This is a genomic window from Lachnotalea glycerini, from assembly GCF_003201285.1.
GTDB lineage: Bacteria > Bacillota > Clostridia > Lachnospirales > Lachnospiraceae > Lachnotalea > Lachnotalea glycerini.
In genome coordinates this window covers 982,311-1,003,535 of record NZ_QICS01000001.1, presented here as the reverse complement: position 1 = coordinate 1,003,535, position 21,225 = coordinate 982,311, and the positions used below count along the sequence as shown (strand labels likewise).

Here is a 21,225-nt window from a genome sequence, read left to right as displayed (position 1 = left end):
TTAAGCCAGACGAAACAATAAAAGGAGGAATATTATGAATTTAACGATTGATGAGGCTATAAAGGTTTTGGATATGCAGGAAGAAATTCTACAATTTTCTCATTTTACAAATGATGATGCATGGGAGCTAGGAAATATGATTGTTGCGGCAGCTAAGAAGCTTGATGTGGCAATTGCAGCAAGTATTCGATTAAATAGCGGTTACATCATATTTCAGCATTGCTTTGATGGGACTAATTTATTAAATGAAAAATGGCTAAGCCGTAAATATAATACGGTTAAAATGACAGAACGAAGCAGCTTGTATGCCTATATGCTTTTGCAGCAAAATGGAGAAACCTTTGAGGACTGGGGCGTGAATTCCAAAGATTATGCCGCCTGCGGGGGAGGTTTTCCAATTCGTGTGGAAGAGGTGGGAGTAATCGGTGCCGCCGTTATTACAGGACTTGATCATGTAACAGATCATGATTTGCTTATCAAATGCATCAGCAAGTATCTGCATGTTGATGAAGTTCCGCGAATTAAAGCAATGTAAGGCTTTATGGTTATATTAGTATTTGCATGTCATCAGGCAGTGGAGCAACAAATTCCATTGCCTTTTTTGTTACCGGGTGGTTAAAGATTAGCCTATGCGAATGCAAGGCTTGCCTGTTAATATCCCTATAATTGGGATTATATATAAAATCTCCGGGCAAGGGATGTCCGATATGCTTCATATGAACTCGTATTTGGTGAGTGCGTCCTGTTTCAAGTGTAATTGAAGCCAAAGAATAGTCATTTCTATATTGTAAAAGCTTATAGTGAGTGATGGCTCTTTGACCATTTATTGTATCAACGCAACGTTCAATAATTGAGTTATCTTTTCGATTAATCGGAGCATTAATTGTTCCGAATGTATTCAATCTGCCCTCTGCGACAGCAAGGTATTCACGGTGTATTTCCCTTTTCCTTATCATTTCAGATAAGATACAACTGCTATACATATTTTTGGCTAACAAAACGAGTCCTGTCGTATCCCGATCCAATCGGTTTAAACAGCGAAAAACAAAAGGAAGACTTTGAACCTGATAATAAAAGGCTAATCCGTTAGCTAAGGTGTTATCAAAATTATTTTGTGAAGGGTGTATGGCAATATGAGCTGATTTGTTTATAACAATGATATCTTCGTCTTCATACATAATATTTAAATCCATTTTTACAGGGACGATATGTTCAGAGGAAGTTTCCTCTATTATATTAACTGTCAAACAATCACCGATATTAAGAACAGTGTTAATGTATACCCAGTTTCCGTTTAATAAAATTCCATTTTCTGTTTGCTTGAGATGGATAATGACATGACGGGAATATCCTTGTTCTCTAAGAAAATCACCTATTTGATAAAGCGTGTATTGATTGTCTATGATATATGTTAAAGTTCGATTCATGGTTTTAATTCTCCCACGGTGTTATAAAATATTTTTTGGATAAACTAAGTAATGTTATTAATTATAACATAAGAAAGAAAAATTACCAGTTAAGACTTGATAAAAAACATTATCATAACTGAATCATACCAGATAGGGTTTGATGAAAGTTTTCTTGACTAATTTTTTGTTGTACCGTAGAATAGAGGGTGGTCGCTTTTTGTAGAAATAGGAGGAATGGCAGAATGGAGAGGCAGATTCAAGTTCAGGAAAATAAGATGGGTGTAATGCCTGTCAATCAATTATTGATATCAATGTCGTTGCCGATGGTTATTTCCATGTTGGTACAGGCAATGTACAATGTTGTAGATAGTATATTTGTTTCAAGGGTGGGAGAAAATGGAAACGCATTAGTAGCTGTCTCCTTAGCATTTCCGATACAGAATCTGATGATTGCAGTCGGAGTTGGTACAAGCGTAGGAATTAATGCTTTATTATCAAGGTGTTTAGGAGAAAAGAAATTCAAAGAAGCAAACTTAACCGCATTAAACGGAGTGTTTCTGGCTCTGTTAAGTTATCTTGTATTTGCAGTATTTGGATTTATATTTTCTCATAATTATTTTGCAAGTCAAACAGAGGATGCACAGATTATTACATATGGGACGCAATACTTATTTGTTTGTACGGTATTTTCATTTGGTATGTTTATGCAAATTACAATGGAAAGGCTGTTGCAATCAACAGGAAAGACTTTCTATAATATGATTTCGCAGGGAACCGGGGCTATCATTAATATTATTCTGGACCCAATTCTAATATTTGGTTTGTTTGGAATGCCAAAGCTAGAAGTAATGGGAGCAGCAATTGCAACGGTTATTGGTCAGATTGTCGGTATGAGTTTATCCATTTTCTTTAATGTGAAAAAGAATGAAGATATTCAATTGAATTTCAAAGCTTTCCGCCCACATCTTTTGACTATTAAGGGAATCTATTCAGTAGGTTTTCCATCCATTATTATGCAGTCAATTTTTTCTGTTATGACCTTTGGACTTAATAAAATACTGCTTATGTTTTCTAGCACGGCGGTATCCGTATTTGGGGTTTATTTCAAAATGCAAAGCTTCATTTTTATGCCAGTGTTTGGGTTAAATAATGGTATGGTTCCTATTGTTGCATACAATTTTGGTGCCAAAAAGAAGAGACGTATTATTGATACCGTTAGGCTAAGTGTTATGATTGCAACTGGAATTATGCTGATAGGCTTTCTAATCTTTCAAATCTTTCCTGTCCAGCTTTTAAAAATGTTTGATGCGTCAGATGAAATGTTGGCAATTGGTGTGGTTGCGCTTAGAACGATTAGTGTCAGTTTCGTTTTCGCAGGATTTTGCATCATCTTATTATCCGTATTTCAAGCGTTGGGACATGGAGTACTTAGCCTTATTGTTTCAATAATAAGACAGCTTGGAGTTATACTGCCTGCAGCTTATTTGTTAGCTAAATTTGTAGGATTGAATGCGGTTTGGTTTGCTTTTCCAATAGCGGAAATTTTTTCGGTGAGTTTAAGTATATTCTTCTTAAAGAGAATCTACGATAAAACAATTCGGAACTTAGAGGAAGAGTAAGAGTTAAATGTGATTATTAATTAAGCCAGATGCTGATCAATCATGAAATAAAAAATAGAAAGCTGTTTATGCTTTCTATTTTTTATTTCATGATTCTTTTTTTTGACATTTTGGACAAACCCCGAAAAATTCAAGATTATGACCAGTGATTTTATAATTCGTTTCTGAACAAAGATTTGCTTCAAGGCTCTCTAAGGGACAGGAATCGATTGGGATACACTCGTTACATTTTGTACATTTCAAAATATGCTGGTGTGAATGAGTGTGTATTTTATAATAAAGCTTGCCATCCTGATAAACCGTCTTGGTAACAATATTTTTGTCAGCCAATGCATTTAGCGCCCGATAGACAGTGGAAAAGCTCATTTTAAGCTCTTTGCTAGAAAGCTCCATGATTTCTTCAGCAGTAAGCGGAGCAGCTGCATTTTCTAGTATGGTAATAATTATAGTTCTCTTTTTGGTTTGTTTTAAATCAGCAGATTTTAAAATTGAATTATTCACAGCATTGCTCCTTAATCATAATATCTATTAAATCATAGGATAGTATTCTGAAAATGTCAATACTGTGAGACTGAATAGTAAAAAATACTGTGAGACTGAATAGTAAAAAATAGTTCTAAAAGGTAAAAACAAAAATCAATTCTGTTTAAATTGATAGTAATATTACCAAATAATTAAAGTTATGTTATAATTTAGCAGGAGAGTAATAAATAATTTTAGAGGAGAAGAGGTATGGACATGCTTATTAGCTCAATTAAAACGCAATATAAAATGATTGTTGAAAAGAAAAATTATTATTTAATGTTCTTGACAATATTTATATATGTATTAATTAATTTTTTTACTAATGTTTTTAAATATGCGAGTAGAGATGTAACAGAAATGTATCATCCAATGAGACTTCTGTTATTAGCAAACACGGGATATTATTTTTATTTTTTTATGTTACTTTATCCAATTATTGTAATTATTCCAGCGTCATTCTCTTATATTTATGATCAAGATATTAATGAGCAAATATTTATTCAATCAAGAACAGGAATTAAAAACTATTATTTTGGTAAATTGATTGCCACGTTTCTATCTACTTTTAATATTTTTACAATTCCTTTTCTAGCAGAAATAATTTTGAACAGTATTGCGTTTCCCAATAATGCAACAGGATTATTGTCAAATATGAGTATATATGAAAGTACAGAATTAGAGTCAATACATAGATTATTACTTCCAAATTTATATATACGTTCAATCTATTTATACGTTATATTATTAACTATAATTTGGGGTATTGTTTCAGGAGTGATTGCTACTTATGCTTTGACAATATCAATTATCATAAAATTTAAATACAAAACATTTTTATTTTTGCCTATTTATATATTATCATATGTTTTGTATGAGGTACAATATATCTTACCACAAATAGATAAGACAACCTACTACTTTTTCTATTTTGATATATTTGATACATCGAGAAAAAGCCTAATGGGTTATATACTTTGTATTTTAATGATGACAGCATCATCAATACTTTTGGCAATGTATAAGTCAGGTCAGGATTCATTATTATGAAAGTATATTTTAAATATTTAGTGTATGGTATATTTTGTGGAATATTTCAAATGCTATTATATTTTAGAATAGGAGAAAAAGTACTGTTTTCTGATATTATTTTAGTATTAAGTTTTTATAAACCTATATTTTATATATCATCTATAATGGACATGGTTATGAACTTAATTCCTATTTTTATATTTCAAATTTTATATGGAACATACATATATAGACATTTTTGCTCAGCGAGTGTTTATTATTTTACAAGATGTACAAATAGACGAAAATGGTTTTTAAAAGAATCTATAAAATTATTTGGTTATATAATTTTATATTTAATTATACTGCTTATTTCTAGTACTTTATTTTGCATGTTAAATTTTGAGGTTGTTTTTGATAAAGGTTCTATACAGTTAATGTGTTATTTTCTAATTATTTTTTCTGTGTGGTTTTATATAACGACTATCAGTATAAATATTATTTCTATATTAATTGGAAGTCATTATTCAGTTGCAGTTGTTTTAAGTATACAACTTATTTTAGTTCTGTTATTAAATGTTTTTGACACCTGCATACCGTTTGAAAATAATTTAGCAATAAACATTATTTTACTTAAAATAAATCCAATCTCCCATTTAGTAATAAGTTGGCATAGCAGTAAAATTCCTTATGTAAATAAACTTATAAATTTATTAGATATTAATTTTGTTTATGATTCATCTATCGTCTATTTAGGATTGCTCGGTGTGATTATTACAATGGTAGGTTGTATAATTATAAACAATAAGCAAATTATTTATTTCAATAGAGAAACAGGGGGATTATAATGCAATTATTAGCAAAAGATATAAATAAAAAAATTAAGAATAAAAATATTTTAATAGATATTAATTTAAAGTTAGATAGTGGAAATATATATGGTTTTGTTGGAAGAAATGGTTCAGGGAAGACGATGTTGTTTCGAGCATTGTCTGGACTAATGAAAATTGATTCAGGGGAAATTATTTACGATAAAAAAATTCTACATCGAGATATGACTATATTGCCCAATATGGGAATTATTCTAGAAAACGCTGGCTTATATCCTGAATTTACTGGTTTTAAAAATTTAAAATTACTAGCACAAATTAATTCAAAAATTGATTCAGCTCAAATTAATGAAGCAATTATAAGAGTTGGATTAGATCCACAGGATAAGCGTATTGTAAGAAAATATTCATTGGGTATGAAACAGAGAATAGTTTTAGCACAAGCTATTATGGAAAAGCCAGATGTATTATTATTGGATGAACCAACTAATGCACTAGATGATAGTGGTGTTGAACTTATTAGAACTATTATTTTAGAAGAAAAAAAACGTGGAGCACTTATTTTAATTGCAAGTCACAATAAGGAAGATATTCATTTATTGGCCGATAAAGTTTATTATATGGATAATGGAAATATCATCGATAGGGTGGTGTGAAATGAAAGTCAAAAAATGGAAATTAATTATAATTGTATTATTTGTGATTGCCATAATAGTAGCATTAGTAAAAAGACAAGAATATACAAATATTTTGTTAGATGAAAATAATTTAAAACAGTTTTTTGTTGCCCCATTACCAAATGAAATTCTTCCAGATTCAATGGAGGTTTATAAAGAACAACTTTTGCAAAGTCCAATTGTTTTAAGAGTTAAGGCTGTGGGAACAAGAGAGTATAGTGCTAAAACTATTAAACAGCAAGCAGAAGTATTAGAAGTTTATAAAGGTAGTGGAATTAATGTACAAGAAGAGATTGATATATTAACTACAAGAAACTCATTTGATTTTGAAGATATGACTTTTAATTTGGGATTTACAAATTTAATGCAAAAAGATAATGAATATTTAGTTTTCTTTGATGAAAAGATCAATAGTCCATATAAAGGAGATAATATATACAGAATCTCAGACTTAATAATAAACCCCATTTTTAATTATAATGACGTTGAAAATATCATAACTCCGGATGAAGAATATATTCCTTATTCCTTAGTGTTAAATAATGAGTTTATTGTTGGTGATTCAATTGCACTTGAAAGAATTCTGGCATTCAAACATGAATTACTTGAAATGTATCCAAGATAAATCAAAATACAGAGGTCAATTATAAAATAAAAGCTTGACACATATCCCTAATTGAAGTATATTAAATGCGAATGAGTTGCATTTGCATTTAATAAAAAGAGATTAAGATGATCACGTAAGAGAGGGATAGGTGCAAGTATGATAAAGTATGTATCAAAGAAAATGAATAAAGGCTATGGACTTTTAATATTTTTGGGAGTGTTGCTAGCTATGCTTGGTGGATGCGCTTCAAATGATAAAAAACAAGAGGATGGGAAATTAAAAATATATACCAGTTTTTATACGATGTATGATTTTACTAGTAAAATAGCAGGAGATAAAGCTGAGGTTGTTAATTTGGTAGAAAACGGTACTGAGCCTCATGACTGGGAACCATCAACTACAGATATGACAAAGCTTGAAGAGGCAGATATGCTTGTTTATAATGGAGCAGGTATGGAACATTGGATTGAACAAGTTACATCTTCCCTTGAAAATAACATTGTCTTGGTAGAGGCATCTAATGGAGTCGAATTAATCAGCGATGAGCTTTCTCAAGGGAATAGTGATCCTCATGTTTGGCTGGATGCAAAGAATGCTAAAATTGAAATGGAAAATATCAAAAATGCACTTGTAAAAATAGATGAAGAAAATGCACAATATTATGAGTCAAACTACGAAAAATATGCTACAATGTTTGATGAACTGGATTCTGAGCTGACAAACCGATTGGGAGCTTTAAAAAGTAAAAATATTATTGTTTCGCATGAAGCATTTTCTTATTTGTGTAAAGCGTATGGACTGACTCAGGTATCCATTGGAGATCTTGAGGCAGATGCAGAGCCGGATGCAAACCGTATTGCACAGATAGTAGAGTTTGCAAAAACAAATCAGGTCAAAACCATATTCTTTGAAGAATTAGTTAGTCCTAAGGTGGCTAATGTGATTGCTAATGAAGTTGGAGCAGATACGGCTGTATTAAATCCGGTGGAAGGTTTAACCGAAGATCAGATGGATGCAGGAGAAGATTACTTTTCTATTATGAGAAGTAATATGGATGCATTGGAGAAAGCATTAAATTAGAAATAGGTGATAGTATGAGTGAGATCCAAATTGAAAATGTTAGCTTTGGCTATGAGGATGGAATGGTACTTGAAAATGCAAGTATGGAAATCAAAAAGGGTGATTTTGTTGGTATCATTGGCTCGAATGGTACCGGCAAAAGCACCCTCATTAAATTAATGCTTGGACTGCTTCCTCTAAAAACAGGCAAAATAGTAATAAATGATCATAATATAGGCTACGTTCCACAGGTTGGTCTTGCTGTGAAAGCAGATTTTCCTGCTACAGTGCAAGAAGTTGTTATGCTTAATCTGTATCAGGAAATAGGTCTTTTTAAACGTCCGGGTAAAAAGCACATAGAATTAGTTGACAAAGCATTAGAAACAGTTGGAATGCTTGATAAGGCAGATAAGCAGATTGGAAAGCTCTCAGGAGGCCAACAGCAAAGAGTCATGATTGCAAAAGCATTAGTTGCATCTCCAGAAGTTCTTATATTGGATGAGCCTGCGGCAGCAATTGACAGTGAAAACGAGCAGCAGCTCTATCACTTGCTTCAGCGGTTAAATGTAGATAAGAAATTAACCATTATCATGGTGACCCATTCTATCGAAAACGTTGAACAATCAATGAATAAGATTTATGTTATAAAAAATAAGTTAGTTACCAGGAGGAAATAGTATGCTGCTTCAATATGATTTCATGAGAAAGGCATTTATTGTCGGAATATTATTGGCAATTATTATTCCCTGTATTGGTATGATCGTAGTTCTTAGAAGACTTTCGATGACCGGAGATGCGCTAAGCCACATGTCGCTTGCGGGAGTAGCACTGGGTTTGGTAATCGGAATTAATCCCGTTCTTGGTGCCACCTTGGCCTGCATTATAGCAGCATTTGGAATTGAGTTTATCAGAAAAAGGTTTAATCATTATGCGGATATGGCAATTGCAATTATTATGTCAACAGGAGTTGGTCTTGCGGGGGTGCTTTCGGGTTTTGTCAGCAATACTTCAAATTTTAATAGCTTTTTATTTGGTAGTATCGTAGCAATTACTAATTTTGAATTGGTTATGGTTATTTTAATTAGTGTTATCGTTATGCTCACTTTTGTGTTATTATATAAAGAACTAATGTATCTGGCTTTTGATGAAAACAGTGCCAGACTTTCCAAGGTTCCTGTGAAAGCAATTAATTTTATTTTTACATTGCTGACTGCCTTAACAGTGTCAATTGCATCAAGAACGGTAGGAGCACTCATTATATCTTCATTGATGGTAATTCCTACCGCATGTGCAATGCAATATGGAAAAAGCTATAAGCAGACGTTAATATATTCCATTGTTTTTGCTGTGATTTTTACTGTAATTGGACTAACATTATCGTATTATAAGGGACTCAAGCCAGGAGGTACTATTGTGCTGACTAGTGTTGTTTTTTTATTAATCACATTAGCGGTAAAGGGAAGAAAACCAAATTAGAGCACATAAGCTTTTTATGTGATATTTAAAGTACAGCAGGAGGAATCAATGAAAGTAACATATGTATACCATAGCTGTTTTGTAGTGGAGCTTCAAAACAGTATTCTGATATTTGATTATTTTAAGGGAGGCATCCCGATATTAAATAAAAATAAAATAATTTATGTATTTTCCAGTCATGAGCATCAGGATCATTTTTCGTTAACAATCTTTAGTGAGCTTGAGAGATATTCTAATGTAAGATATATTTTTTCCAATGACATTAAGCTTAATAAAGGTTATCTCGAAAGGAATCATGTGAATCCAGCAGTATTAGAGAATATTGTTCATGTACAAGCCAATCAGCATTATGATGTGGATGATATAAGAATAGAGACTTTGAAATCGACTGATAAAGGAGTTGCTTTTCTGATTCAGGCGGAGGGAAAAGAGATATATCATGCAGGTGATTTAAACTGGTGGCATTGGAATGAAGAGACAACGGATTATAATCAGAAAATGGAGGAACGGTTTAAAAAGCAGATCGCACTTATCAACAATCGAAGCATTGATCTTGCTTTTCTGCCGGCTGATGCAAGACAGGAGGATTATTTTTGGTGGGGATTTGATTATTTTATGAAGCAAACGAACACTAAGATTGTATTTCCAATGCATTTTTGGGAGGACTATACGGTAATTGACAGATTGGAAAAGATCGCTTTTAAACATGGTTATGGTAGTAATTTATATAGTGTAAGAGGGGAAAGACAAGAATGGGTGATACAAATTTAAACTATTTGATTATAGGCCTTGTGCTTGTAATTATTATGCTAGTCTATTTTAAGTATAATGAGATTCAAAACAAGAAAGATTTTATTAAAAAGGTAAAAAAGCAATGGGGTAATATTCCTAACAGAAATTACACTCAGGATCAGATAACAGGAATAAAAAGGTACTTTTTAAATAAAAGTAAAAATCAATTCATTATTGATGATGTAACTTGGAATGATCTAGATATGGATTCTATTTTTATGATGCTAAATAATACAAACTCATCCATTGGTGAACAGTATTTGTATTATATGCTAAGAACGCCAAGTTTTACTCAGGAAGAGCTTGAAGAGAGAAAGAAAGTCATAGATTATTTAGAGCAAAACGAAGAGGTAAGAATTCAATTGCAATGTATGTATGGAGAAATTGGAAGGTCGGGTAACTATTCTTTAAGTGATTATATCTATAATCTTACTGAATTAGGTGATAAAAGCAATCTTTTTGAGTATGGTATCATGGGACTTGCATTTTTATCAGTTATTTTCGCTTTAACAATTCCAACCTATGGAGTACTTATATTTGTTGGCGTTTTAATCTTTAATATAGTGCAATATTACAGATGTAAGGGAGCAGTAGAACCTTATTTTGTCTCCATTGCTTATATAAACAGACTTTTAATCGGCTCAGCAACCTTTATAAAAGCTATGCCGTCAGAATTGAAAGAATATGCTGACAAAGTAGACACGGTAAGAGGACAGTTTAAAAAATTTAAAAAGCATGCAAGATGGATCAAAGCAGGGAAGAAAGCGACTGGCTCATTTGAAGAAATTGCAATGGACTACATTAAAATGTTTTTTCATATAGATCTGATTAAATTCAACTATTTGCTTAAGGAGGTTAAGCAAAAGGTTACTTATATTGACGAATTAATTGAAACGATGGGAAAGATTGAGTCTTGTATAGCAATTGCTTCTTTTAGAGAATACTTAGAATATTATAGTATTCCAAAGCTTATTAATGATGAGCAGGTATCAATTAATGCTGATGATATGTATCATCCTATGATAAGCAATCCAGTGACTAACAGTATTAGTGAAACAAGCAGTGTGCTGCTTACAGGTTCAAATGCTTCCGGTAAGTCAACATTTTTGAAGACAGTTGCAATCAACGCTATTTTAGCACAAACCATTTATATGGCAATGGCAAAGAGCTATCAGTCAAATTTTTACAGAGTTTATTCTTCAATGGCTCTTACGGATAACCTGATGAGTAATGAGAGCTATTATATAGTAGAAATAAAATCTTTGAAAAGAATATTGGATGCAGCAAGAGAAGAACCCCCAATTTTATGCTTTATCGATGAGGTATTAAGAGGAACCAATACAATCGAAAGAATTGCTGCCTCTGCGCAAATTCTGAAAAGCTTAAGCCAAAAAAATGTTATGTGTTTTGCAGCAACCCATGACATTGAGCTTACCCATATATTAGAGAAGCTTTATCATAATTATCATTTTGAGGAAGAAGTAAAGGATAATGATATTCTCTTTAACTATGAACTAAAAATCGGTCGGGCAACCAGCAGAAATGCAATTAAGCTGCTTCATATTATCGGTTATGATAAATCAATTATTGAACAGGCAGAAGAGGCGGCAGCAGATTTTATGGAAAATAACAGTTGGAGGATTCTTAAGTGAAAGTAAATATTTATACAGATGGTGCAGCAAGAGGAAATCCTGATGGGCCGGGCGGTTTTGGAACGATTTTAACCTATGAGGACTCTAAAGGCATGATTCATACAAAGGAATTGTCAGGAGGTTATAAGAAGACAACCAATAACAGAATGGAGTTAATGGCAGTCATAAGAGGATTGGAGGCCTTGACGAAACCGTGTGAAATCGATTTGTATTCAGATTCTAAGTATGTAACAGATGCCTTTAATCAGCATTGGCTTGAAAGTTGGATTAAAAAAGGTTGGAAAAGAGGAAAAAATGAACCGGTCAAAAATATAGACCTATGGAAGAGACTATTAGAAGCCAAAAAAATTCATACTGTAAATTTTATATGGGTTAAGGGGCATGCAGGACATGAGATGAACGAAAGATGTGACTATTTAGCAACCAGTGCTGCTGATGGATCAGACTTAATGGAGGATACTGATTCTTAAAAAAAGCTTAACATTCTTACTATTATTAACGAAGTATTTATTTCTTAAAAAATTTATGTTATGTTATGATTACGTAGTTAAATTTATATAATGAAAGAGAAATGATTTATGAAAAAGCATATGAAAGTAATATTTTTTATATCAGTATTGTTTATAATATGTGTTGGTTTATTTGGCGTAATTCATGGAGAACACAAATTCGGGGAAAATATTTCTGATTACAATTGGATATCAAAAGAGACTGCACAATCAAAAGAAACGCAAAAATCTGATCAGAACAGTAAAAGTGGAGTTTTAAATGGTAGTACAGCCGATAATACACAATCAAAAGAGGATACTACAAAAGAAAGTAATTCAGAGGAAGATTCTGCAAGTGAACTAAGGGCAATAGCAGAAAGTGACAAGACGGAAAAGCAGCAGTATTTAGACAGACTTGATAGTATTGTTTCTTATTATGAGGAGTTATGGAAAAAGTCTGACTCACTTGGTACGGTAGGGATGAAAGAACTCAAAAGTCAAGAATACACAAAATGGGATGATGAATTAAATACAATCTATCAATTAATTAAGAAAAAATTATCAGAAGAAGAATTCATTCCGATTAGAGATGAAGAACGTCAATGGATTGATTCACGCGATAAGCAGGCAGCACTGGCTGCAAGTGAAAGTGCAGGCGGCACAATGGAAGGCTTAGAGTATATGGCGGTAATGACAAATGTTACGAAAGAAAGAACCTATGAGCTTGTTGATATATATTTTGAAGAATAGTATTGAAAACAAAAATAGCTTGTGTTACGATAAAAGATAGCAAGGTTAAGGAGGACTAACGATGTCAACAAATGTTTATGACATTCTGCTGGAAAGAGGTTTTATTGAACAAACTACTCATGAAGCGGAAATTAGAGAATTATTAGGTAAGGAAAAAGTTACCTTTTATATAGGTTTTGATGCTACTGCAGATAGTTTAACAGCAGGGCATTTTCTTACGGTTATGGCAATGATGCATATGCAAAGAGCAGGGCACAGACCCATTGCTTTGCTTGGGGGCGGTACGACAATGATTGGAGATCCTTCCGGTAAATCAGATATGCGTACTATGATGACACGGGAGACAATTGATCATAATGCAAAATGTTTTCATGAACAGCTTTCGAGATTTATCAGCTTTGACAATAACAAGGCTATCGTTGCTAATAATGCTGATTGGCTATTGGATTTAAATTACGTAGAATTTTTAAGAGAAATCGGTGTTCATTTTTCAGTAAATAAGATGCTGACAGCAGATTGCTATAAGCAGAGGATGGAGAAAGGTTTAACTTTCTTTGAGTTTAATTATATGCTGATGCAGTCTTATGATTTCTGGAAATTGAATCAATTATATGATTGTAAGTTGGAGCTTGGTGGTAATGATCAGTGGTCAAATATCATTGGTGGTGTAGAGTTAATCAGAAGAAAGGAACAAAAGCCTGCATATGGTTTGACCTTTAAGTTATTGACAACCAGTGAAGGAATTAAAATGGGTAAGACGATGAAAGGAGCAGTCTGGTTGAATCCAGAGAAAACTTCTCCTTATGAATTTTATCAATATTGGAGAAACATCGAAGATGTAAAAGTAGAAGAATGTTTGGGACTTCTTACATTCTTACCAATGGATGAAGTACGTAGACTCGGTGCCTTAAAGGATGCTGAAATTAATCATGCGAAAGAAGTTCTTGCTTACGAGATTACTAAGATTGTACATGGTAATGAGGAAGCAGTTAAAGCACAAGAGGCTTCTAAATCATTGTTTGCAAATGGTACAAAGAGTGCAGATATTCCAACTACTATCTGCAAAAAGGAAGAGTTAGAAGCAGGAATTGATTTAATTACACTTATGGTAAATACCAAGCTTGCACCAACACGTTCAGAAGCAAGACGTTTGATTCAGCAAGGTGGAGTGACCGTAAATGATATTAAAGTAACAGAATTTGACAGAAAGTTTACTTTGAATGATTTGGATAGTGATGGTGCCTTATTAATTAAAAAGGGTAAAAAGGGTTATCATCAGATTAAAGCAAATTAGGAGGCGATGATATGGAGTTCATAAGTACATTTTTAACATCAGGAGTTGAAATGATAGTTTTTATGGGTATTATGGTATGTGGTATCGTAATAGGAAAAAAACTAAGAGACAAAAAAGATGAAAAGAATGCAGTACAACAAAAACAAGATTTATGATTAGATTTTAAAGCTTTAAATGTAAATATGACATAGAAAGAGAGCCGAGTTATTAGGTTCTTTTTTTAGTTCATAGGAAATTGTTGTGGTAAATTAATGTTTTTATTAATGAAAATGAGAATATTAAGAAAATAGTAAGAATTGATACATTGACAAAACTAGTGTCAAAATGTATATTAAGTGTATTAAGACTAATAATACAGTTAATACAGAATTATTAATAGTCGGAAAGGAGACTTATTATGATTGTAATTGACTATAAAGATAAGAGACCTATCTATGAACAAGTTGTGGAAAAATTTGAAAATTTAATTATACGAGGAATATTGGAAGAAGGCAATAAATTACCATCTGTAAGAAGCTTAGCAATTGAGTTGTCTATTAACCCAAATACAATTCAAAAGGCTTATATGGAACTTGAACGTTCCGGATATATTTATTCTATTAAAGGAAAGGGAAACTATGTAGCAGCAGGAGATGAAATTGAAAAGAGAAGAAAAGAAGCGATTATAGAGCAGACTACAGAACTCGTAAAATTAGTTAAATCGCTTGGAATCACAAGAGAAGAGTTTATAAAAAGTTTAAACTACGTTTTTGAGGAGGTAGAATTATGATAGAGGCTGTAAATGTATCAAAGAGCTTTCACGATATTAAAGCAGTAGACAGCATATCTGCAACAATCAAAGAGGGAACAGTATTTGGTCTGATAGGTACGAACGGAGCCGGTAAAAGTACCTTTCTTCGAATGGCATGTGGAGTGTTAAAGCCGGATCAGGGCGAAATACTAATTGATGGTTTGTCAGTTTATGAAAACGAAGAAGCAAAATCAAGGATTTTTTATATATCTGACGACCAACATTTTTTTTCAAATGCGACATGTAATGACATGAAACTTTATTATAAGTCATTTTATAAAAATTTTGATATAAACAGGTTTGATGAATTGATGCTAAAATTTGATTTAGATGCCAAAAGAAAAATTAATACATTCTCGAAAGGAATGAAAAAGCAGGTTTCCATCATTTGTGGAATTTGTGCAAATACAGAATATTTGTTCTGTGATGAAACCTTTGATGGTTTAGACCCTGTGGTGCGTCAAGCTGTAAAGAGTATTTTTGCCAATGAAATTGAAGAAAGAAATCTAACCCCAGTAGTAGCATCGCATAATCTTAGAGAATTAGAGGATATATGTGATCACGTAGGTTTGCTGCATAGGGGCGGTATTTTATTGTCTAAGGATCTAGAAGAAATGAAATTCAACATTCATAAGATCCAGTGCGTATTAAATGATGAGAAGAAAGAAGAAGTATTATATGGAAAGCTTGAGATTATAAAAAAAGAAAAAAGAGGCTCTCTTTTAACTGTTACTGCAAGGGGAACACAAATAGAAATTGTAGATACTATTAAGGAATTGAATCCATTATTTTATGAAGTACTTCCACTTTCATTGGAAGAAATATTTATTAGTGAAACGGAGGTAGTTGGTTATGACATCAAAAAGCTTATATTTTAATTTGCTAAAAGAAGATATAAAGCGAAGAATTTGGACATTGTCACTTTCTATGCTTGTATTTTTTGTTGGACTGCCCATTCATGTACTACTAAGGCTGAATAGAATAAAGAAAATACTTGAAACGGTAGGTATTGAAAAAGCTCGTTTGGGCTATGCAAGCTTCGCCAATAATGATGGAATAGGAATCTTACTTGCAATAACGGCAGCGGGTGCTATAATCTGTGGAATAAGTGGATTTTCATACCTGTATTCAAAGAGTAAGGTAGATTTATACCATAGCATCCCGGTGAAAAGAGAAAAGCTCTTCGTTATCACATATATAAATGGAGTTATTATATATGTCGTTCCCTATTTGATTAATATTTTAATCTACTTTATGATTGGAGCTTCCAAGCAATATTTATCAGGGGTGGCAATAAGAGGAGCTATGTTTGCATTTGCAGTAAATTTAATCGGATATTTGTTCATTTACAGCGTTACGATTGTAGCGGTTATGATGACAGGAAATCTAATCGTAGGGATACTTGGAACAGCCGTTTTTATGGTATATGCACCCATTTTATTACTTGTCAAATCGGTGCTTTATCAGACTTTCTTTACCACTTACAGTGCAGCAGGAGAGACGAATAATTACTTGGCCTATGTGTCACCTGTATTTGCTTATAATCAACTAGTTAATTATATGGGAAAAAGTGGATTTGCGACCAAAATGATTGGATTAATCCTAGGTTTTATTATTGCTTCAGTATTAGGAGCACTTTTATATAAGTTCCGTCCTTCAGAAGCAGCAGGAAAATCAATGGCATTTAAAATAACACAGGCACCAATTAAAATTTTAATTGTATTACCGACTGCATTAGTTGGGGGATTGTTGTTAATGACTATATCAGAAACAAGTTCTTTTGTTTGGATGTTATTTGGTGTTATATTTATTAGCTTTTTGTCACATGGAATGATAGAAATAATATATAACAGTGATTTCAAATGTATTATTGAAAATAAAATTCAGCTTGTTTTGTGTATGATGTTGTCAGTGGTAATTGTTGGATCGGCAAAATTAGATTTGGCTCATTATAACACTTATATACCTAAAGAAGATAAAATTGAATCAATAAGCATTGACCTGGAATATTTTGAGAAGGATATTAACTATTATGATAAAACATTGGATTTGACCAATAATTATAATAATTATATTGATTCCACTGTTTATAAATTAAAGAACATGAAACTTACAGATATAAAAAATACTTATCAATTCATTCAATATGCCATAGCAAACAATGTAGATACAAAAAAGCTGCAACATTATAGTTTTCAAACATATACGAGCTTTACTGTGAAATATAATTTAAAAAATAATAAGACAGCATATAGAAGATATACAGTAAATATAACTGATGCGATGGATTATTTTAACCAATTATATGATGATGATACATATAAGGAATGTGTATACCAGATTTTATCCTTGGATAAAAGCCTTGTAAACGTAATTCAATATTACAATGTTTCGAATGGTATTGATGAAGCCATTAAGCTTTCAGTGGATGAAAAGCAAGAGCTGTTAAATTTGCTTTGTGAAGATATTAGAAGCCTTACAGCAACTGAGGTAGCTAAGAGTGTTCCCGTTACAGAATTGATACTTAGACTAGGGGAAAATAATGTTAAACAATCCTATTATATTTACCCAGAATTTACAAAAACAATCGAATTTATGAAGTCTTTGGGCATCAGTTTAGACAGTAGTATTGATACAAAGAATATTGCTTCTATTATAGTAACAGATTATAACTATGAGATAGAAGAAGCAGAGAATAGTGAAGATTACGACAGCATGTTTAAGACATATAAGTTTACTGAAAAAAAAGAGATTGAAGAGATTGCAAATGCACTTGAATCAGGACGACTTATATATAACAATATTAATATTCCAAGCAATTTAAATGCCTGCATTATGTATAATGACGGCAGCGAGGACAATGAGTTTTCTAGTATTAATATTGAAGAATTGCCAGAAAGTATAAGACAGGAAATGGGTTATTAACAATAGTTTATAACTGTTTGCAATTGACAAAGATATTAAATAATTTTATAATAGAGAATGCTAGCTTAAGCTGGCATTCTTTTTAAAATAGGATGTTCTTCTAAAATTTCTATTTTATAAAAAGCACGTTTGGACAAGTTATTTACTGTTACGTAGATAAGAGTAGTGGCTTTGGAAATAGATTCAATCATATTATAACCTAGGAGGAAATGTTGTGAAGAAGTATAGCGTGAATGAACTGAGAAAAATGTATTTAGAGTTCTTTGAAAGTAAAGGACATTTGGTAATGAACAGTTTTTCTTTGGTTCCTCATAATGATAACAGTTTATTAATAATTAATTCGGGAATGGCTCCGTTGAAGCCATATTTTACGGGGCAGGAGATCCCGCCAAGAAAGAGAGTTACCACATGTCAGAAATGTGTTCGTACAGGTGATATTGAGAATGTAGGTAAAACAGCAAGACATTTGACTTTTTTTGAAATGCTTGGAAATTTCTCCTTTGGAGATTATTTTAAACATGAGGCAATTGCATGGAGTTGGGAATTTTTGACGGAGGTTGTTGGTCTTGATGCACAGCGATTATATCCATCAATTTATTGCGAAGATGAAGAAGCCTTTGAGATTTGGACGAAAGAAATCGGTGTTGATGGCTCTAGAATTACTCGTTTTTACCGTGATGAAGAGGGAAAATGTGATAACTTCTGGGAGCATGGTGCAGGTCCATGCGGACCATGCTCAGAGATATATTATGACAGAGGGATTAAATATGGATGCGGTAAGCCAGATTGCAAGGTTGGCTGTGAATGTGACCGATTTATGGAAGTTTGGAATAACGTTTTTACCCAGTTTGATGGAGACGGTAAAGGCAATTATACAGAACTTGATCAAAAAAATATAGATACAGGTATGGGATTGGAACGACTTGCAGTTGTAATTCAGGATGTCGATTCTGTATTTGATATTGATACAATGAAGGCAATTCGTGATAAAATATGTGAAATGGCAAATGTTTCCTATCAGATGGAGGAAGTTAAGGATGTATCAATACGATTGATCACGGATCATATTCGTGCATCAACCTTTATGATATCGGATGGAATTTTGCCTTCGAATGAAGGACGTGGTTATGTTTTAAGAAGATTAATCAGACGTGCTGCAAGACATGCCCGTTTATTAGAAATTGATGTACAATGTCTTGCTAAATTAAGCGAAACTGTAATAAAGGAATGCAAGGACGGCTATCCTGAATTAGAGTCAAAAAAAGAATTTATTCTTAATGTATTAACGCAGGAAGAAAATAAGTTCAATAAAACAATTGACCAGGGACTTGGTATTTTATCACAGATGCAGACTGAAATGGAAGCCGCAAATCAAAAAATGCTTTCTGGAGAAAATGCATTTAAATTGTACGACACCTATGGATTCCCTCTTGATTTAACAATGGAAATACTTGAAGAAAAGGGCTTTACAATAGATGAAAAAGCGTTTCATTCAGCGATGCAGGAGCAAAAGCAGAAAGCTCGCAAGGCTAGAAAAACTACGAACTATATGGGCGCAGATGTTACTGTATATGAGTTGATTGATACGGTGGTTACTTCAACCTTTGTAGGCTATGACCGACTGACACATAGATCTAAAATTAAGGTATTGACAAGTGAGACTGAGATTGTGGAAGCTTTAACGGATGGCGAAGTAGGAACTATTATTGTGGATGAAACACCTTTTTATTCAACTATGGGCGGACAGAATGCAGATACTGGTATAATAAAGACGGCTGAAGGAGAATTTATAGTTGAAGACACTGTTAAGCTTTTAGGGGGCAAAATCGGACATATTGGAAAAGTGAAAAAGGGAATGCTAAAGACAGGTGATATAGCTGAATTAGCAGTTAATGAAGAAAATCGATTGGATACTTGCAAAAATCACAGTGCAACTCATTTATTGCAAAAAGCATTAAGAGAAGTATTAGGTTCTCATGTGGAACAGGCAGGTTCTTTTGTAGACGGCAGCAGACTACGCTTTGACTTTAGCCATTTCTCGGCGATGACAGAGGAAGAGATTACTCAGGTTGAGAAGATTGTAAATCAAAAGATAGAGGATAATATTGAGGTTGTTACAAATGTAATGGACTTAGAGGAAGCAAAAAAAACAGGTGCCATGGCTTTGTTTGGAGAAAAATACACAGATAAAGTGCGTGTCGTAAAAATGGGAGATTTTTCTACTGAATTATGCGGTGGTACTCATGTTACTAATACAAAAGAGATATCTGCATTTAAGATTATTTCAGAAAGTGGAGTTGCTGCTGGAGTAAGAAGAATTGAAGCAATTACAGGAAATGGCGTATTAGTTTACTATTCTGATTTAGAGAATACACTTAAATCGGCCGCTAAGCTTATCAAAGCGACCCCGGCAACCTTAGAAGAAAAGCTTTCACATTTATTAAATGAAATGAAAAGTATTCAAAGTGAAAATGACAGCTTAAAGAGTAAGCTGGCAAAGGATGCTCTTGGTGACGTTATGGATCAGGTCATTGAAGTAAATGGGGTTAAAGTACTTGCAGCCAAAGTAGATGGTGTTGATATGAATGGGCTAAGAGAATTGGGTGATCAGTTAAAGGATAAACTTGGAGAGGGAATTGTAGCAATTGCTTCTGTTTTAGATGATAAGGTTAGCTTAATGGTAACGGCAACTGACGGTGCGATTAAGCGTGGAGCACATGCGGGTAATATTGTAAAGAATATTGCAGGCTGTATTGGTGGCGGCGGAGGCGGCCGTCCAAATATGGCACAGGCAGGAGGTAAGAATCCAGCTGGTATCGATGATGCGATACAAAAGGTGAGAGAAGTAGTGGAGGATCAAATTAAGTAATTTTTTGTATTTTTTGTCTTTAAAGTAAAAAATATATTGACATATAAGCGGATAAGCAATATAATCATAATAGTGCAATAAAAAATACCCATACAGTTGTATTTAGCACAATACGCAACTGGAGGGAGGTTAGGTGTGAGACTATGTCAAATGTAATCGTAAAAGATAATGAGACTTTAGATAGCGCTTTACGCAGATTTAAAAGGAACTGTGCAAAAGCCGGTATTCAGCAGGAAATCCGCAAAAGAGAGCATTACGAAAAACCAAGTGTAAAACGTAAGAAGAAATCTGAAGCAGCGAGAAAACGTAAATATAATTAATATTAAATAAGACCTCAGTTATTTAGACTGAGGTCTTTTTTTGTATAACCATAAAAATAAACCTCCGGCTATGCCGGTGGTCCCTCGGTTTTGCTTTAGCTTTAAGTAAAAAACCTCCAGCGTTATAATATGTAA

22 protein-coding genes are annotated in these 21,225 nt (G+C 33.0%); 20 read left to right on the top strand and 2 right to left on the bottom strand.

Annotated features, from left to right (window positions below; all coding sequences use genetic code 11):
• Positions 1–34: 34 nt before the first annotated feature.
• Positions 35–535 carry a heme-degrading domain-containing protein gene (locus tag C8E03_RS04225; protein ID WP_094377671.1) on the top strand — a complete coding sequence of 167 codons (501 nt, stop codon included), beginning with the start codon at positions 35–37 and terminating at the stop codon, positions 533–535.
• Between the two features lie 10 nt (positions 536–545).
• On the opposite strand, the gene C8E03_RS04220 is transcribed toward C8E03_RS04225, so the two are convergent.
• Entirely contained in the window at positions 546–1,427 is an 882-nt protein-coding gene (locus C8E03_RS04220) for an RluA family pseudouridine synthase (RefSeq protein WP_110290355.1), read from the bottom strand.
• A gap of 224 nt (positions 1,428–1,651) precedes the next feature.
• Here C8E03_RS04220 and C8E03_RS04215 point away from each other — a divergent pair, with 224 nt between their 5' ends.
• Positions 1,652–3,028, top strand: a complete 1,377-nt coding sequence (locus C8E03_RS04215; RefSeq protein WP_110290354.1) for an MATE family efflux transporter — start codon at positions 1,652–1,654, stop codon at positions 3,026–3,028.
• An 87-nt stretch (positions 3,029–3,115) separates the two neighbouring features.
• On the opposite strand, the gene C8E03_RS04210 is transcribed toward C8E03_RS04215, so the two are convergent.
• Complete coding sequence (locus tag C8E03_RS04210; protein ID WP_094377668.1) at positions 3,116–3,529, bottom strand: Fur family transcriptional regulator; 414 nt, start codon at positions 3,527–3,529, stop codon at positions 3,116–3,118.
• 231 nt (positions 3,530–3,760) lie between these two features.
• On the opposite strand from C8E03_RS04210, the gene C8E03_RS04205 reads away from it, so the two are divergent.
• The 18 genes from C8E03_RS04205 (at position 3,761) to rpsU (ending at position 21,090) form a co-directional block, all read left to right on the top strand.
• Positions 3,761–4,600 carry a hypothetical protein gene (locus tag C8E03_RS04205; RefSeq protein WP_110290353.1) on the top strand — a complete coding sequence of 280 codons (840 nt, stop codon included), beginning with the start codon at positions 3,761–3,763 and terminating at the stop codon, positions 4,598–4,600.
• On the top strand, positions 4,597–5,409 hold the full coding sequence (locus C8E03_RS04200) for a hypothetical protein (RefSeq protein ID WP_110290352.1): 813 nt from the start codon (positions 4,597–4,599) through the stop codon (positions 5,407–5,409). The genes C8E03_RS04205 and C8E03_RS04200 overlap by 4 nt, the downstream gene beginning before the upstream one ends.
• Complete coding sequence (locus C8E03_RS04195; RefSeq protein WP_110290351.1) at positions 5,409–6,047, top strand: ATP-binding cassette domain-containing protein; 639 nt, start codon at positions 5,409–5,411, stop codon at positions 6,045–6,047. Before C8E03_RS04200 ends, C8E03_RS04195 begins: the two co-directional genes overlap by 1 nt.
• A gap of 1 nt (position 6,048) precedes the next feature.
• Positions 6,049–6,693: a hypothetical protein gene (locus C8E03_RS04190; protein WP_094377667.1), complete on the top strand. Its 645-nt coding sequence runs from the start codon at positions 6,049–6,051 to the stop codon at positions 6,691–6,693.
• Between the two features lie 138 nt (positions 6,694–6,831).
• The gene (locus C8E03_RS04185) at positions 6,832–7,755 is read left to right on the top strand and encodes a metal ABC transporter substrate-binding protein (RefSeq protein ID WP_330410682.1); all 924 of its coding nucleotides are present in this window, start codon (positions 6,832–6,834) and stop codon (positions 7,753–7,755) included.
• 14 nt (positions 7,756–7,769) lie between these two features.
• Positions 7,770–8,411: a metal ABC transporter ATP-binding protein gene (locus C8E03_RS04180; RefSeq protein WP_110290350.1), complete on the top strand. Its 642-nt coding sequence runs from the start codon at positions 7,770–7,772 to the stop codon at positions 8,409–8,411.
• Between the two features lies 1 nt (position 8,412).
• Positions 8,413–9,210, top strand: a complete 798-nt coding sequence (locus C8E03_RS04175; RefSeq protein WP_094377665.1) for a metal ABC transporter permease — start codon at positions 8,413–8,415, stop codon at positions 9,208–9,210.
• Positions 9,211–9,258: 48 nt separating this feature from the next.
• Positions 9,259–9,981: an MBL fold metallo-hydrolase gene (locus C8E03_RS04170; RefSeq protein WP_110290349.1), complete on the top strand. Its 723-nt coding sequence runs from the start codon at positions 9,259–9,261 to the stop codon at positions 9,979–9,981.
• A complete protein-coding gene (locus C8E03_RS04165; RefSeq protein ID WP_110290348.1) occupies positions 9,963–11,654 on the top strand; it encodes a MutS-related protein in 1,692 nt (563 codons plus the stop codon). The genes C8E03_RS04170 and C8E03_RS04165 overlap by 19 nt, the downstream gene beginning before the upstream one ends.
• Complete coding sequence (gene rnhA / locus C8E03_RS04160) at positions 11,651–12,124, top strand: ribonuclease HI (RefSeq protein WP_094377662.1); 474 nt, start codon at positions 11,651–11,653, stop codon at positions 12,122–12,124. Before C8E03_RS04165 ends, rnhA begins: the two co-directional genes overlap by 4 nt.
• 108 nt (positions 12,125–12,232) lie before the next feature.
• Entirely contained in the window at positions 12,233–12,892 is a 660-nt protein-coding gene (locus tag C8E03_RS04155) for a lysozyme inhibitor LprI family protein (protein ID WP_094377661.1), read from the top strand.
• 61 nt (positions 12,893–12,953) lie between these two features.
• Entirely contained in the window at positions 12,954–14,186 is a 1,233-nt protein-coding gene (gene tyrS / locus C8E03_RS04150) for a tyrosine--tRNA ligase (RefSeq protein ID WP_094377660.1), read from the top strand.
• Between the two features lie 11 nt (positions 14,187–14,197).
• On the top strand, positions 14,198–14,341 hold the full coding sequence (locus tag C8E03_RS21845) for a hypothetical protein (RefSeq protein WP_170122886.1): 144 nt from the start codon (positions 14,198–14,200) through the stop codon (positions 14,339–14,341).
• A gap of 242 nt (positions 14,342–14,583) precedes the next feature.
• Positions 14,584–14,955 (top strand): GntR family transcriptional regulator, encoded by a 372-nt coding sequence (locus C8E03_RS04145; RefSeq protein ID WP_094377659.1) that lies wholly within the window; start codon positions 14,584–14,586, stop codon positions 14,953–14,955.
• The gene (locus tag C8E03_RS04140) at positions 14,952–15,854 is read left to right on the top strand and encodes an ABC transporter ATP-binding protein (protein ID WP_094377658.1); all 903 of its coding nucleotides are present in this window, start codon (positions 14,952–14,954) and stop codon (positions 15,852–15,854) included. The genes C8E03_RS04145 and C8E03_RS04140 overlap by 4 nt, the downstream gene beginning before the upstream one ends.
• On the top strand, positions 15,829–17,901 hold the full coding sequence (locus tag C8E03_RS04135) for a DUF6449 domain-containing protein (protein ID WP_110290347.1): 2,073 nt from the start codon (positions 15,829–15,831) through the stop codon (positions 17,899–17,901). Before C8E03_RS04140 ends, C8E03_RS04135 begins: the two co-directional genes overlap by 26 nt.
• Before the next feature lie 214 nt (positions 17,902–18,115).
• The gene (gene alaS, locus C8E03_RS04130) at positions 18,116–20,770 is read left to right on the top strand and encodes an alanine--tRNA ligase (RefSeq protein WP_110290346.1); all 2,655 of its coding nucleotides are present in this window, start codon (positions 18,116–18,118) and stop codon (positions 20,768–20,770) included.
• A gap of 143 nt (positions 20,771–20,913) precedes the next feature.
• Positions 20,914–21,090 (top strand): 30S ribosomal protein S21, encoded by a 177-nt coding sequence (gene rpsU / locus C8E03_RS04125; protein WP_094377655.1) that lies wholly within the window; start codon positions 20,914–20,916, stop codon positions 21,088–21,090.
• Positions 21,091–21,225 lie beyond the last annotated feature (135 nt).